The following is a 13,577-nucleotide window of genomic DNA, read 5'->3' as shown; positions in this document are numbered from 1 at the left end:
ATGGCCGGCATCCCGCGACAGCTCCCGAACGCGATCACGGTCGTGCGCATCCCGCTCGCCGGGGTGTTCTTCGTGCTGCTGCTGATGGCGGGGCCAGCAGGGGAGGCGAGCCTCGGGCTGCGTCTGTGGGCGGCGGTCCTGTTCATCGTCGCGATCTCGACCGACTGGATCGACGGCTACCTGGCGCGCAAGTACGACATCGTCAGCGACTTCGGCAAGCTCTGGGATCCGATCGCCGACAAGCTGCTGACGGGCCTGGCGTTCGTCGGGCTCGCCCTGCTGGGCGAGGTGGAGTGGTGGATCGTCATCGTCATCCTCATCAGGGAGTGGGGCATCACGGTGCACCGCCTGGTCGTGCGCAGGACGCACGTCGTCGCCGCGGCCTGGCTCGGCAAGGTGAAGACGATGGCGCAGGGGATCGGCCTGTCGTGGGCGCTCCTGCCCGGATACGTCGTCGTCGGCGACTTCTGGTGGGCGCTCGTCACCGCCATCGTGATGTGGGTCGTCCTGGTGCTCACGATCGTGAGCGGCATCGACTACATCGCTGCCCAGGCCCGCGGCGCCAGGGCCGCGCGCGGCGACCGGTGACGATCGCGGCCGAAGCGCTCCTCGACGCGCTGCGCGAGCGGGGGCTCCGCATCGCCGTGGCAGAGTCGCTCACGGGCGGCCTGGTAACGGCCGCGCTCGTGGAGATCCCCGGGGCATCGCTCAGCCTGAGCGGCGGCGTCACGGCGTACGACACGGCGCTGAAGCACAGCGTGCTCGGGGTCGACGTCGCACTGCTCGCGGAGCACGGCGCCGTGCATCCGGATGTCGCATCGCAGATGGCGGACGGGGTGCGGCGCGCGCTCGCGGTCGGAGGCTCCGCTGCCGACGTCGGCGTCGCGACGACGGGGATCGCCGGCCCCGACTCGCCCGACGGGCAGCCGGTCGGCACGGTGTACGTCGCCGCGTCCGGCCCGGCCGGTGAGCGCGTCGAGCGGCACGTCTTCGCCGGCGGCCGCGCCGAGATCCGCGCTCAGGCGGTCGCCGCGGCGCTCGAGATCGCGTGCCGGGTGCTATGAATCCGCTTCGAAGCGGCACGATTCGGCGACTTTTTCGCGTGAATCCCAGCACGACGCGGCCGGGGCGGGGTTAGATAGAACCAGCGGGATTAGATTTCGCGTCTCGGTCGTTGTACTGTGATGCACCCGCACAAGCCGGCTGCAGGAGGAGGGGCCCGAGATGATCCTGGTACGTCAAGAGATCGGCGACGTGCTCCGCGAGCTCCGCCAGCGACAGGGGCAGACGCTGCGCCAGGTCGCGAGCAGGGCGTCAGTGGCGCTCGGCTACCTCAGCGAGGTGGAGCGCGGGCAGAAGGAGGCGTCGAGTGAGATCCTCGCCTCGGTGGCCGAGGCGCTCGACATCCCGATCTCCACGATCATGCGCACGGTAGGCGATCGCCTCGCGGTGCTCGAGGGCGTCGACCACTTCCCAGACGTCGTCCCCGACGACCTCGTGGCCGAGGTCGGCCCCGAGCTGTCGCTGCGCTGACGCGTGAAGCGCAGCGAGTTCCTGCGGGCCGTCGACGACGAGTTCGGCGCGCGCGCCGCGAGCCTCACGAACGATCTCGTGCTTCCGTCGTTCGGTCGGTCGGCGAACGAGGCGATCGATTCCGGCATCGCACCGCGCGACGTCTGGTTCGCGCTCTGCGAGGAGGCCGATGTGCCCGTCGAGCGTCGGCACGGTGCGGGGCTCCTCGAGCCAAAGCGCGGCTGAGCGCCCGGAGGCACGTTCGATTCTCCTTTCGGCGTGTCGTCGAAGATCTGTTCGATGACGGCGCGTAGTGTTGTCCACACGTGGCGATGATCCGTGATCTGCTCACAATCGCAGGCGGTCGCCGATGAATGTCGGAGGCCCCTCGTACTGTGTGGACCACGGCACCAGCCACGCGCCTTGTCGACACAGCCCGGCCGACCGGTCGGGCGGCGACAGCCTAGAGGCAGCGGCCCACGAGCAGCAGAAGGAGAACGCGATGCCCGCAGCAGCAGACCGCGAGAAGGCCCTCGAAACGGCCCTCGCACAGATCGACCGACAGTTCGGAAAGGGCTCGGTCATGCGGATGGGCGGCGAGGAGCGCGCCCCCGTCGAGGTGATCCCGACCGGTTCCATCGCGCTCGACGTCGCGCTCGGCGTGGGCGGCCTGCCGCGCGGCCGCGTCGTCGAGATCTACGGGCCGGAGTCGTCGGGTAAGACGACGCTGACCCTGCACGCGATCGCGAATGCGCAGCGTGCCGGCGGCATCGCGGCGTTCGTCGACGCCGAGCACGCGCTCGACCCGGAGTACGCCAAGAAGCTCGGCGTCGACATCGATGCGCTCCTGGTCTCGCAGCCCGACACCGGTGAGCAGGCGCTCGAGATCGCCGACATGCTCGTCCGTTCCGGAGCGATCGACCTCGTGGTGATCGACTCCGTCGCCGCGCTCGTGCCGCGCGCCGAGATCGAGGGTGAGATGGGCGACTCGCACGTCGGCCTGCAGGCCCGACTGATGTCGCAGGCGCTGCGCAAGATCACGGGCGGCCTGAACCAGACCAAGACGACCGCCATCTTCATCAACCAGCTCCGCGAGAAGATCGGCGTGTTCTTCGGGTCGCCCGAGACGACCGCCGGCGGCAAGGCCCTGAAGTTCTACGCGTCGGTCCGTCTCGACATCCGCCGCATCGAAACGCTGAAGGACGGCTCGGACGCCGTCGGCAACCGCACGCGCGTGAAGGTCGTCAAGAACAAGATGGCGCCGCCGTTCAAGCAGGCCGAGTTCGACATCCTGTACGGCACGGGCATCTCGCGCGAGGGCAGCCTGATCGACTTCGGCGTCGAGCACGGCATCGTCAAGAAGTCGGGCTCGTGGTACACCTACGACGGCGACCAGCTCGGCCAGGGTAAGGAGAACGCCCGCAACTTCCTCATCAAGAACGACGACGTCGCGCTCGAGATCGAGAACAGGATCAAGGCGAAGCTCGGCATCGGCGGCGCGAAGCAGGAAGACGCTCCCGAGGCGGAGGCGCCGGCGCGCAAGTCGGCGTGAGCGGGGAGGCAGGCGGTGCGCTCGCGCGCCGTCGGCCGTCCCCGGCCGGCCGCGCTTCGCGCCGGCCGTCGACCGCGGATCGGTGCCGTGGCGACCGCCCGACGGCGCCGCGGCACGGGCGTCGCACCGTGAAAGGGTCGGCCGCCGGGGAACTCGAACGAGGTGACAGCATGGGTGAGTACGAAGACCACGACGGCCTTGCGCCGGTGATCCCGATCTTCGGCGGCGGCGCTCCGCGCGCGGCCGTGACGCACGACGAAGCGGTCGGTCCTGCCGACGAGGGCGAGCATCGGTACCCGGTGCGACGGCTGCCGCGCCAGGGCGAGGAGGAATCCGCGGGCGACGGCTCCGCGGCTCCCTCGCGGAGCGCGGTCGACACGGCCCGAACGCCCGAAAGCGGGGCGTCGTCATCGCGCGGCGTCGGCGATGACGGGCCCGGCGGCGCCCGGGAGGGTGACGGCAGCCGGGCCGCGCGCCCCGAGCCCGAGGCCGGTGACGCCGCGGCGGACGCGGACGAGGAATGGCACACGACCTGGCGGGGGCCGGCCCCGGGCGAAGTGGGCCTTCGACCCGCCCCGCGGATCGAGACGGTTGAACGCGGGGGAGTGCACTTCCTCGAACTGCCGAACGGCGTTGCGGATGCGGCGACGGGCCGGCCTTCGCTCGATGAGACGGCGGAGAAGGCGGAGCGCCGGCTGCTGCGCTCGCTCGGCTCCCGCGGGCTCAGCGTCTCCGAGGCGAGGGCGAAGCTGCGCCAGCAAGACCTGCCGGCGGAGGCGATCGACGACGTCATCGATCGGCTCGAGAGAGCCGGCGCGCTCGACGACGCGAAGCTCGCGGAGCAGATCGTGTTCCAGGCGACGACGCACCGCAACGAGGGTCGCAAGGCGATCGCGCAGTCGCTCGCCAAGCGCGGCATCTCGCGCGACACCATCGAGGCGGTCGTTGCGGAGCTGCCCGACGACGACTACGAGCGTGCGCTCGAGTTCGCGCGGGGCAAGGCGCGTCAACTGGCGCGGCTCGACGACGACGTCGCGCTCCGGAGGCTCGTCGGTCAGCTCTCACGGCGCGGCTACGGCGGGCTCGCGATGAGCGTCGCGCGTCGCGCGCTCGACGAGCAGGCGCGGCCGACCAGGGGCACGGTGCGGTTCGAATAGGCGTCGCCTGCGCGTGCACGACCCCCGCGCCCGCGGCCGCGGCGCCCCGCACTCCCAGCGCCCGCGCGTAGAATGACGGCGTTATGACTGCCCCATCCAGTGCCCCGACCCTGATCGAGCCGTCGCCGGCCGCGCGAGCGGCGGACGGCCGTGCGCGCTCCTACGAGGTGCGCACCTTCGGCTGCCAGATGAACGTGCACGACTCCGAGCGGCTCTCGGGGTCGCTCGAGAGCGCAGGCTACGTGAGGGCCGCCGAGGGCGAGGACGCCGACGTCGTCATCATCAACACCTGCGCGGTGCGGGACAACGCCGCCGGCAAGCTCTACGGCACGCTCGGCCACCTGAAGGGCCGCAAGGACAAGCACGAGGGCATGCAGATCGCCGTCGGCGGCTGCCTCGCGCAGATGGACAAGGACGTCGTGCAGCAGAAGGCGCCGTGGGTCGACGTCGTCTTCGGCACGCACAACATGGGCTCCCTCCCGCAGCTGCTCGAGCGCTCGCGCCACAACGACGAAGCCGAGCTCGAGATCCTCGAATCGCTCGAGGTCTTCCCGTCGACGCTGCCGACCAAGCGCGACAACGTCTACAGCGGCTGGGTATCGATCTCCGTCGGCTGCAACAACACCTGCACGTTCTGCATCGTGCCGAGCCTGCGGGGCAAGGAGAAGGACCGCAGGCCCGGCGACATCCTCAGCGAGATCAAGCTGCTCGTCGACGACGGCGCGCTCGAGGTCACGCTGCTCGGCCAGAACGTCAACTCCTACGGCGTGGAGTTCGGCGACCGGCTCGCCTTCGGCAAGCTCCTCCGCGCCTGCGGCGAGATCGAGGGCCTCGAACGCGTGCGCTTCACGAGCCCGCACCCCGCGGCGTTCACCGACGACGTCATCGACGCGATGGCCGAGACGCCGAACGTGATGCCGCAGCTGCACATGCCGCTGCAGTCGGGCAGCGACCGCGTGCTGCGCGCCATGCGCCGTTCGTACCGCAGCAAGAAGTTCCTCGGCATCCTCGAGCGGGTGCGCGAGCGGATGCCGCACGCAGCCATCACGACCGACATCATCGTCGGCTTCCCCGGGGAGACCGAGGAGGACTTCCAGGAGACGCTGCGCGTCGTCGAGGAGGCCCGGTTCTCCAGCGCCTTCACGTTCCAGTACTCGATCCGCGAGGGCACGCCGGCCGCGACCATGGCGGACCAGGTCCCCAAGGAGGTCGTGCAGGAGCGCTACGACCGCCTGATCGCCCTGCAGCAGCGCATCACGCTCGAGGAGAACGAGAAGCAGGTCGGTCGCACGGTCGACGTGCTCGTCTCCACGGGCGAGGGCAAGAAGGATGCGGCCACCCACCGGCTCACGGGCCGCGCGGAGGACAACCGTCTGGTGCACTTCGAGGTGCCCGACGGGTCCGAGACGCCGCGCCCCGGTGACGTCGTCACGGTCACGATCACGCACGGCGCCCCGTCGCACCTGCTCGCGGACGCGCCCGACGGCGCCCCGCTGAAGCTCCGTCGCACGCGCGCGGGCGATGCATGGGAGAACGCCGACGCGGCCAGCTGCGCCGTGCCGGCGGGCGGAGAGGCGCAGCCGGCCGGGCCCGTCAAGCTCGGCCTCCCGACGCTCCGCGTCGGCGTCTGACCCGGATGACCGCGCGGGCGACGCTTGGGCCGCGAGGGACGGCGCGCACGACCGGTGAGCCGGGTGCGGCGAGATCCGAGCCGGACGGTCGGCTCTTCGCCGTCGTCGGCGCGACCGGCACCGGCAAGAGCGAGCTGTCCCTCGACCTCGCCGAGGCGATCGCGGCGCGGGGCGGGCGCGCCGAGATCGTGAACGCCGACGCGATGCAGCTGTACCGCGGCATGGACATCGGCACGGCGAAGCTCGCGCCGGGCGAGCGCCGCGGCATCCCGCACCACCTGTTCGACGTGCTCGACGTCACGGAGGATGCCGCCGTCGCGCGCTACCAGGACGAGGCGAGGGCCGCGATCGCCTCGGCGTTCGCGCGCGGTGCCGACGCGATCCTCGTCGGCGGGTCGGGTCTGTACGTGTCGAGCGTGATCTACGACTTCCGCTTCCCGCCCCGCGACGACGCGCTGCGCGCCCGGCTGGAAGCGGAGCTGGACGCCGACGGCGCGAGCGCGCTCTACGCGCGGCTGCGCGAGCGCGATCCGGCGACGGCGGAGCGCGTCGACCCGCGCAACGGCCGCAGGGTCATCCGGGCCCTCGAGGTCCTCGAGCAGGGCGAGGCCGGCCACGGCGCCGCCCTCCCGAGCGAGCCGGTTCCGTGGCACAGGGAGACGTCGATCATCGGTCTGCGCGCGGAGCGTGCGGAGCTCGTCGCGCGGCTCGACCGCCGCGTCGAGTGGATGTGGGCCTCAGGCATGGTCGACGAGGTCGCCCGGCTGCGCGAGCGGGGCCTCGAGCGCGGCGCGACGGCCAGTAGGGCGATCGGCTACGCGCAGGCGCTGGCGCAACTGCGCGGCGAGGCGAGCGAGGCCGAGGCGATCGCCGAGACGCAGGCGCTCACCCGCCGCTACGCCCGGCGCCAGGTGAGCTGGTTCAAGCGCTACGCGGGCACGACGTGGCTGGATGCGCCGGCGACGCCGGCACAGGCGGAATCCCTCGCGGCCGGCGCGCCGGCCGCGTGAGCTCCCGCGCGGCGGCGGTTCGCGCGGCGCCCGTAGACTGGGGCGCATGGCGGACGTCGCATTCACCAAGGGCCACGGCACGGGCAACGACTTCGTGGTCGTCTCCGATCCGGACGGCGACCTCGACCTGACGGACGACCAGGTCGCCGCGCTCTGCGACCGCCGCTTCGGCATCGGGGCGGACGGGCTCCTGCGCGTCGTGCGCTCGGCGCGCATACCGGAGGGCGAGGCGGTCCTCTCGGAGGACGGCGCCGCGGAGTGGTTCATGGACTACCGCAACGCCGACGGCTCGAAGGCCGAGATGTGCGGCAACGGCGTGCGCGTCTTCGCGCGCTTCCTGCTCGACTCCGGGCTCACGGAGCTCGCGGAGGACGCGGAGCTCGCCGTCGGCACCCGCGCGGGCGTGAAACGCGTGACGCGCTCGGACGACGGCTTCCGCGTCGACATCGGTCCGTGGCGGACGACGGCCGCGGAGCCGACCGTGCGGGCCCGCGGGCTCAGCGTCGCGCGCCCCGGCCTGGGGATCGACGTCGGCAACCCGCACATCGTCGTCGCGCTCGCCTCGGAGCAGGAGCTGGAAGGCCTCGACCTCACGGTGCTTCCGATCGTCGAGCCCCTGCCGGAGCACGGCGCGAACATCGAGTTCGTGGTTCCGGAGGATCCGCTCGTCTCCGGCGGCGTCGGCCACGTGCGGATGCGCGTCTTCGAGCGGGGCGTCGGCGAGACGCTCAGCTGCGGCACCGGCGTCGCCGCGACGGCGCTCGCGGTCCGCGAATGGGCGGGCACGGGTGCCCCGGACCGCTGGCGGGTGGATGTCCCCGGCGGCACGCTCGGGGTCACGATGGAGCAGCGCGAAGACGGCGAGCACGTCCTCCTCTCGGGCCCCGCGGCACTCGTCTACACGGGAACCGTCGCCCTCGCGGACTGACGCGGTCTGGGGTCGGTCCCTCCCGTGCTCCCGTCGCAGATTCCACGCCATCTGGGCACGCCAGAGCACGTCGTTCGTCACCGCGAGGGTGGGCATCCCGAGTTCGGGCGGCGCCTCCCGTGCTCGCGTCGCAGATTCCGCGCCATCTGGGCACGCCAGAGCACGTCGTTTGTCACCGCGGCGGCGGAGAGCGGGCCTCAGACGACGTCGATCGGGGCGGTGCGCGGGCTGCCGTGGCGGCGCACCTTGATGATCCGGTAGCCCTTCGCCGTCGCGTGCCGGCGGACGCTGAAGTCCTCGGGCAGCGCGGCGCCGAGCCAGCGCTGCAACGAGTCGCTGCCGAGGTCGCGCTTGACGACGAGGTAGGCATCGCTGCGCTCTTCGAGGCGGGGGAGCCACGACTCCATCAGGTCGTGCAGCACGGCCTTGCCGACCCGGATGGGCGGGTTCGAGCGGATCGTTCGGAAGAGCACTCCGGCGGGCACTTCATCCGGCCGCACGGCCACGACGTTGTCGAGGCCGAGCTCGGCTGCGTTGGCGCGCACGAGGTCGAGGGCGCGCTCGTTCACGTCGACGGCCCAGACGCGGGCGTGCGGCGACGCGCTCGCCATGTCGAGCGAGATCGGCCCCCAGCCGCACCCGATGTCGAGGAAGTCACCGCCGGCGGGCGGGGCCGGCGTGTTCGCCAGGAGCACGCGAGTGCCCGTGTCGAGACGATCGGGGCTGAACACCCCTGCGTTCGTGGTGACCTCGACGTCGCGACCCGCGATCGGGATCCGGATGCGCCGCGGCTTGTCGATGCTGGAGGGAGCTTCGCTGAAATAGTGGTCTCCCATAGCTCGCAAGGTTACCCTTAAAGGCTCCCGTTCCGCATCGAAGGAATTCATGACTGACACGATCCACGGCACTCCCGACACCGAAGACGCCCCGCACTCCGCATCCGACGATGCCGTCGAACGCGTGCTGGCACGGGCGGAATCGCGCGGAGGGGCCAGGATCTTCGGCGCTGCGCAGGCGCTGCAGGACGACTCGACCGCGCAGGGCGCCGGCGAACAGCACTGGGACGTCGAGGACCGCCACGCGCTCCGGCGCGTGCCGAGCCTGTCGACCGAGCTCGAGGACGTCACCGAGGTCGAGAACCGCGAGATCCGGCTCGAGAACGTCGTGCTCGTCGGCGTGTACACGCAGGGCTCGCTCGACGATGCGGAGAACTCGCTGCACGAGCTGGCGGCGCTGGCGGAGACGGCCGGCGCCGTCGTGCTCGACGGCGTGCTCCAGCGCCGCCCGCACCCCGACCCCGCGACTTACCTCGGCAAGGGAAAGGCCGAGGAGCTCCGCGGGCTCGTCGCGGCCTGCGGTGCCGACACGGTGGTCGCCGATACCGAGCTCGCCCCGTCGCAGCGCCGAGCGCTCGAAGACGTCGTGAAGGTCAAGGTCGTCGACCGCACCGCCGTCATCCTGGACATCTTCGCCCAGCACGCCAAGACCCGCGAGGGCAAGGCCCAGGTCGAGCTCGCCCAGCTCGAGTACCTCCTCCCGCGACTGCGCGGCTGGGGCGACTCGATGAGTCGGCAGGCCGGCGGCCAGGTCGGCGCGGGCGGCGCCGGCATGGGCTCGCGCGGCCCCGGTGAGACGAAGATCGAGCTCGACCGCCGCCGCATCCGCACCCGGATGGCGCTCCTGCGCCGCCAGATCAAGGGCTTCGCGCCCGCCCGCGACGCGAAGCGCTCGGAGCGCAAGCGCCACACGATCCCGTCGGTCGCGATCGCCGGCTACACGAACGCCGGCAAGTCGAGTCTGCTCAACCGCCTCACGGCCGCCGGCGTGCTCGTCGAGAACGCCCTGTTCGCCACGCTCGACTCGACGGTTCGGCGCACGCAGACCGCCGACGGTCGGGTGTTCACGTTCGCCGACACCGTCGGCTTCGTGCGCAACCTGCCGCACCAGCTCGTCGAGGCCTTCCGCTCGACGCTCGAGGAAGTCGCCGATGCCGATGTGATCGTCCACGTCGTCGACGCGAACCACCCCGACCCCGCCGGGCAGATCCAGACGGTGCGCGACGTGCTGGGCGACGTCGGCGCGCGCGATCTGCCCGAGATCGTCGTCTTCAACAAGGTCGACCTCGTCGACGAGAGCACGCGCCTCGTTCTGCACGGCCTCGAACCCCGCGCGGTCTTCGTCTCGTCCCACACCGGCGAGGGCATCGAGGAGCTGCGTCGGGTCGTCGAGGAGGCGCTCCCGGTGCCCGCCGTCGAGGTGAGTCTCGTCGTGCCGTACAGCCGCGGCGACCTGGTCTCGGCCGTGCACGAGCACGGTCACATCATCGAACGCAGGCACGAGGCCGACGGAACGTTCATCAGGGCTCGCGTCGCGCCTTCCCTCGCGGCCGAGCTGGAGGCCGCCGCGGTCTGAGCGGGGCGTCGGGCGGCACCTGGAGCGCCGCCGACAGCGAACCGCGGTCCGCGGCTACTCCAGCCCGACGGGCTGCACGCCGGGCGCGTCGAACCCGAGCACCTCGCCGAGGAACGCGAGCTCGCTCGCGAAGGCGCGTTCGAGCGTCTCCGCGCGGCGGAAGCCGTGCGATTCCCCGTCGAACAGGATGTACGCGTGCGGGACGCCGTTGGCCGCCATGGCGTCGCGGAGCGCCTCGGACTGCGACGGCGGCACGACCGGGTCCTCCGAGCCCTGCAGGATGAGCAGCGGGGTGGTGAGGGTCTCGGGGCGCGAGAGCGGGGAGCGATCGATGTAGGTCTGCTCGGCTTCCGGGAGCGGGCCGACCAGGCCGTCGAGGTACCTGGCCTCGAAGTCGTGCGTATCCGCGACCAGTCGGCGCAGGTCCGCGACGCCGTACCGGCTGATGCCCGCCGCGAAGACGCCGGTGTCGGCTACGGCGCAGAGCACGGTCCACCCGCCGGCCGAACCGCCCTTGATCGCGACGCGGGCGCCGTCGGCCAGGCCCGCCTCGACGAGGCCGGATGCGGCGGCGGCGACGTCCTGCACGTCCGTGACGCCCCACCCGCCGTTCAGCCGCTCGCGGTACGCGCGCCCGTAGCCCGTCGAACCGCCGTAGTTCACGTCGAGCACGCCGATGCCGCGGCTCGTGAAGAACGCGGCGGCGAGCGAGAGCGTTCCGGACGAGTGCGCCGTCGGGCCGCCGTGGACCAGCAGCAGGTACGGGGGCAGCTCGCCCTCGGGAGCGCGCACGTGCGGATGCGTCGGCGGGTAGTCGAACGCGTGGACGGGCCCGTTCGGGCCGGGGACCGTGAGGGCGCGCGGGCGCGGCAGGTAGGCGTCGTCGAGCGACGACTGGCCGCCGCGCAGCGACTCGAGGGCGTGCCCCGCGACGTCGAGGAGCCACAGCCCACCGGGCACCGTCGACCCCGCCCCCGTGAGCAGCACCATCCCGTCGCGCTCGTGCCGTACGAGGACGTTTCCCGTCAGGGGCGACGCGAGCAGCTCCTCCGACCCGGTCGCGGGGTCTACGATCGCGAGCTGGTCCGAACCGTTCGTCTGCACCGCGAGGATGCGGCCGTCGGGGAGCGGCGCGTACCAGCGCGTGCCCACGTTCCAGAGGGGGCCGCCGGTGTCGGCGTCGGTCGACAGGATCGCGCGCGGTTCACCGGCGAGGCCGCCTGAGACGCGCACGCGGTGCAGGTTCCAGCGCTGATCGCGGCCGGGCGCCGGCTCGTCCGCGAGGAAGGTCAGCTCCCCGGGCGCCGTCCATTCCGGCTGCAGCGCCGCGACATCAGCGTCTCCGTGCCCGCCCGCGACGACGCGGTAGTCCGCGACGGCGCCGTCCGCGCCGATGGCGCCCAGGCGCAGCTCCGCGGCGTCCCATGGCATGTCGGGGTGGTCCCAGGCGATCCAGGCGAGCATGCCGTCCTGCGGGGCGGGGTAGGCGACGAAGTCGCTGCCGGCGACGACGCTGCGCACGAACCCCGATCCGGATGCGGCCGAGCCGTCGAGCGGGATCGTCACGATGTCCCGCTCGGGGACGGGGGCGTCGCCGTGCACCTCGCGCACGGCCCAGAGCGCGCCCTCCGCGAGCACGAGGTCGCCGTACGCGGTGTTCGTCGCCTCCGGCGTGATCGGCTGCGGCACGCCGCCCGGCCGGAAGCGGTAGACGCGCTGATCGGACTGCTCGACGAAGTACGCCGTCCCCTCGTCGTCGGCCGTCCAGGCGCCGCCGCCGTACTCGTGGACGCGGGAGCGCACGTTCCACGGCGCGGGCAGCAGCACCTCGGCGTTCTCGGCGCCCTCCCGCATGAGGGCGGAACGGCCCCCCTCGGCGGGGATGCCCTCGTTCCACCACACCTCGTCGCCGACGAATCGAGCGCCCCCGATGCGCAGCGTGCCGCCGGCGACGGCGGCGGGCTCGATCGGGGATGGCCAGGAACCGTAGGGCAGCGTGTCCATACCGCCCACGCTATGGGATGTCGCCGACATCCGGCTCCGCCGCGCGCCGCTCGCGGCGCCGCACGCGTCAGACGGCTCTGAGGACCGCCACGATCTTGCCGAGGACGGTCGCCTCGTCGCCGAGGATCGGCTCGAAGTTGGTGTTGCGCGGCAGCAGCCACGTGTGGCCGTCCCTCTGGCGGAAGACCTTGACGGTCGCCTCGCCGTCGAGCATCGCGGCGACGATGTCGCCGTTCTCCGCCGTTCCCTGGGAGCGCACGACGACCCAGTCGCCGTCGCAGATCGCGGCGTCGATCATCGACTCGCCCTGCACCTTGAGCATGAACAGCTCGCCCTTGCCGACGAGCTGGCGGGGGAGCGGGAAGATCTCCTCGACCTGCTGGTCGGCGGTGATCGGAACGCCGGCCGCGATCTGCCCGACGAGCGGGATCATGGCGGCGTCGCCCACCTGCGGCGCCGAGTCGGCCGGGTTCTCGCCCGCCGTTCCCGGCAGGTCGATCAGGACCTCCATCGCGCGGGTCTTGCCGGGGTCTCGGCGCAGGTAGCCGCTCAGCTCGAGCTGGCCGAGCTGGTGCGTCACGCTCGAGAGCGACTTGAGCCCGACGGCGTCGCCGATCTCGCGCATCGACGGCGGGTAGCCGTTCGTCTGGATCGAGCGCTGGATGACCTCGAGGATCGCCAACTGCTTGTCGCTCAGGCTGCGGCGCCGCCGCGTGCGCGCGTGCGTGGCGTCCGTCGCTTCGGCTGCGGCGTCGTCGCTCATGGTGGGGCTCCCTGTCGGTGCGAGAACTCGAATGTCTGAGGTCGGTGATGGAGTTTCCTCCGTCACCCCGACGCTATCGCAGTCGGCGGGAGTTTCGAGAGATTTGTTCGAGCGTGTTTCGCACGAGTCGCAGATTCCGTCGAAGAAACGCTTGACGAAGTGATGGATTCGAAGATAGATTCGGTACGTACCTTCGCTCCTGGGCCTCCCGGCCGAGGCCCAGGAGCGAAGGAAGTCCCACCCGAGGAGGAAGCATGACTACAGCAGCTCTCGCCGCACCGCGCACCCGGCTCCGCCTGACGGTCCGCGGTCGCCGCGTGCTCGCCGGCCTCGCCGCGCTCCCGGTCGTCGCCGGCCTCGCCATCGCCGCCATCGCCGGCGGGGGTGCCGCGATGGGGTCCGACGAGTCGGCGCCCGCCGACGCGTTCGAGACGGTGACGGTGCTCTCGGGCGACTCGCTCTGGACGATCGCGCAGAGCGTCGCTCCCGGTCACGACCCGCGCGACGTCGTCGACGCCATCGCGCACCTGAACCAGCTGCCAGGCGGCGCGCTGGTCGCGGGGCAGGAGCTCTCGATCCCCGCCGAGTACGCCGCGGAGTGATCGAGC

Annotated in this window: 14 protein-coding genes; 11 read left to right on the top strand and 3 right to left on the bottom strand. The window is 72.0% G+C overall.

The features are described 5' to 3' along the window. From pgsA to dapF, 9 genes are all read left to right on the top strand, one after another. Entirely contained in the window at positions 1–588 is a 588-nt protein-coding gene (gene pgsA / locus C0010_RS09575) for a CDP-diacylglycerol--glycerol-3-phosphate 3-phosphatidyltransferase (protein WP_105566859.1), read from the top strand. Further along, complete coding sequence (locus C0010_RS09570; protein WP_105566858.1) at positions 585–1,064, top strand: CinA family protein; 480 nt, start codon at positions 585–587, stop codon at positions 1,062–1,064. Before pgsA ends, C0010_RS09570 begins: the two co-directional genes overlap by 4 nt. Positions 1,065–1,224: 160 nt before the next feature. After that, a complete protein-coding gene (locus C0010_RS09565; protein ID WP_105566857.1) occupies positions 1,225–1,533 on the top strand; it encodes a helix-turn-helix domain-containing protein in 309 nt (102 codons plus the stop codon). 3 nt (positions 1,534–1,536) lie between these two features. Beyond that, positions 1,537–1,758, top strand: coding sequence for a DUF3046 domain-containing protein (locus C0010_RS09560; protein ID WP_105566856.1), 222 nt, complete (start codon positions 1,537–1,539; stop codon positions 1,756–1,758). Positions 1,759–2,014: 256 nt separating this feature from the next. Continuing rightward, positions 2,015–3,064, top strand: a complete 1,050-nt coding sequence (gene recA / locus C0010_RS09555; RefSeq protein ID WP_105566855.1) for a recombinase RecA — start codon at positions 2,015–2,017, stop codon at positions 3,062–3,064. A gap of 170 nt (positions 3,065–3,234) precedes the next feature. Beyond that, positions 3,235–4,221 (top strand): regulatory protein RecX, encoded by a 987-nt coding sequence (locus tag C0010_RS09550; protein ID WP_105566854.1) that lies wholly within the window; start codon positions 3,235–3,237, stop codon positions 4,219–4,221. An 83-nt stretch (positions 4,222–4,304) separates the two neighbouring features. Beyond that, positions 4,305–5,852 (top strand): tRNA (N6-isopentenyl adenosine(37)-C2)-methylthiotransferase MiaB, encoded by a 1,548-nt coding sequence (gene miaB, locus C0010_RS09545; RefSeq protein ID WP_105566853.1) that lies wholly within the window; start codon positions 4,305–4,307, stop codon positions 5,850–5,852. A 5-nt stretch (positions 5,853–5,857) separates the two neighbouring features. Further along, entirely contained in the window at positions 5,858–6,862 is a 1,005-nt protein-coding gene (gene miaA / locus C0010_RS09540) for a tRNA (adenosine(37)-N6)-dimethylallyltransferase MiaA (RefSeq protein ID WP_105566852.1), read from the top strand. Positions 6,863–6,908: 46 nt separating this feature from the next. Next, on the top strand, positions 6,909–7,790 hold the full coding sequence (gene dapF, locus C0010_RS09535; protein ID WP_105566851.1) for a diaminopimelate epimerase: 882 nt from the start codon (positions 6,909–6,911) through the stop codon (positions 7,788–7,790). Between the two features lie 197 nt (positions 7,791–7,987). Here dapF and C0010_RS09530 read toward each other — a convergent pair whose 3' ends face one another. Next, positions 7,988–8,626: a class I SAM-dependent methyltransferase gene (locus C0010_RS09530; RefSeq protein ID WP_105566850.1), complete on the bottom strand. Its 639-nt coding sequence runs from the start codon at positions 8,624–8,626 to the stop codon at positions 7,988–7,990. A 49-nt stretch (positions 8,627–8,675) separates the two neighbouring features. On the opposite strand from C0010_RS09530, the gene hflX reads away from it, so the two are divergent. Further along, entirely contained in the window at positions 8,676–10,202 is a 1,527-nt protein-coding gene (gene hflX / locus C0010_RS09525; RefSeq protein WP_105566849.1) for a GTPase HflX, read from the top strand. 54 nt (positions 10,203–10,256) lie between these two features. Here the strand turns inward: hflX and C0010_RS09520 are convergent, their stop codons facing one another. After that, positions 10,257–12,206, bottom strand: a complete 1,950-nt coding sequence (locus C0010_RS09520) for a S9 family peptidase (protein WP_105566848.1) — start codon at positions 12,204–12,206, stop codon at positions 10,257–10,259. A 67-nt stretch (positions 12,207–12,273) separates the two neighbouring features. After that, positions 12,274–12,969, bottom strand: coding sequence for a transcriptional repressor LexA (lexA, locus tag C0010_RS09515; protein WP_105566847.1), 696 nt, complete (start codon positions 12,967–12,969; stop codon positions 12,274–12,276). Positions 12,970–13,223: 254 nt separating this feature from the next. On the opposite strand from lexA, the gene C0010_RS09510 reads away from it, so the two are divergent. Beyond that, a complete protein-coding gene (locus C0010_RS09510) occupies positions 13,224–13,571 on the top strand; it encodes a LysM peptidoglycan-binding domain-containing protein (protein ID WP_105566846.1) in 348 nt (115 codons plus the stop codon). The last annotated feature ends 6 nt before the right edge of the window (positions 13,572–13,577 follow it).

The sequence above is a fragment of the Microbacterium halophytorum genome, assembly GCF_002970975.1.
Lineage (GTDB): Bacteria > Actinomycetota > Actinomycetes > Actinomycetales > Microbacteriaceae > Microbacterium > Microbacterium halophytorum.
Note: the sequence above shows the minus strand (reverse complement) of the source record. Positions and strands in the feature narration are given on the sequence as shown.

Excerpts from the sequence above, each read along its gene's own strand:
- pgsA (WP_105566859.1), top strand. The coding sequence starts at position 1 with ATGGCCGGCATCCCGCGACAGCTCCCGAACGCGATCACGGTCGTGCGC.
- C0010_RS09565 (WP_105566857.1), top strand. The coding sequence starts at position 1,225 with ATGATCCTGGTACGTCAAGAGATCGGCGACGTGCTCCGCGAGCTCCGC.
- recA (WP_105566855.1), top strand. The coding sequence starts at position 2,015 with ATGCCCGCAGCAGCAGACCGCGAGAAGGCCCTCGAAACGGCCCTCGCA.
- C0010_RS09550 (WP_105566854.1), top strand. The coding sequence starts at position 3,235 with ATGGGTGAGTACGAAGACCACGACGGCCTTGCGCCGGTGATCCCGATC.
- miaB (WP_105566853.1), top strand. The coding sequence starts at position 4,305 with ATGACTGCCCCATCCAGTGCCCCGACCCTGATCGAGCCGTCGCCGGCC.
- miaA (WP_105566852.1), top strand. The coding sequence starts at position 5,858 with ATGACCGCGCGGGCGACGCTTGGGCCGCGAGGGACGGCGCGCACGACC.
- dapF (WP_105566851.1), top strand. The coding sequence starts at position 6,909 with ATGGCGGACGTCGCATTCACCAAGGGCCACGGCACGGGCAACGACTTC.
- C0010_RS09530 (WP_105566850.1), bottom strand. The coding sequence starts at position 8,626 with ATGGGAGACCACTATTTCAGCGAAGCTCCCTCCAGCATCGACAAGCCG.
- hflX (WP_105566849.1), top strand. The coding sequence starts at position 8,676 with ATGACTGACACGATCCACGGCACTCCCGACACCGAAGACGCCCCGCAC.
- C0010_RS09520 (WP_105566848.1), bottom strand. The coding sequence starts at position 12,206 with ATGGACACGCTGCCCTACGGTTCCTGGCCATCCCCGATCGAGCCCGCC.
- lexA (WP_105566847.1), bottom strand. The coding sequence starts at position 12,969 with ATGAGCGACGACGCCGCAGCCGAAGCGACGGACGCCACGCACGCGCGC.
- C0010_RS09510 (WP_105566846.1), top strand. The coding sequence starts at position 13,224 with ATGACTACAGCAGCTCTCGCCGCACCGCGCACCCGGCTCCGCCTGACG.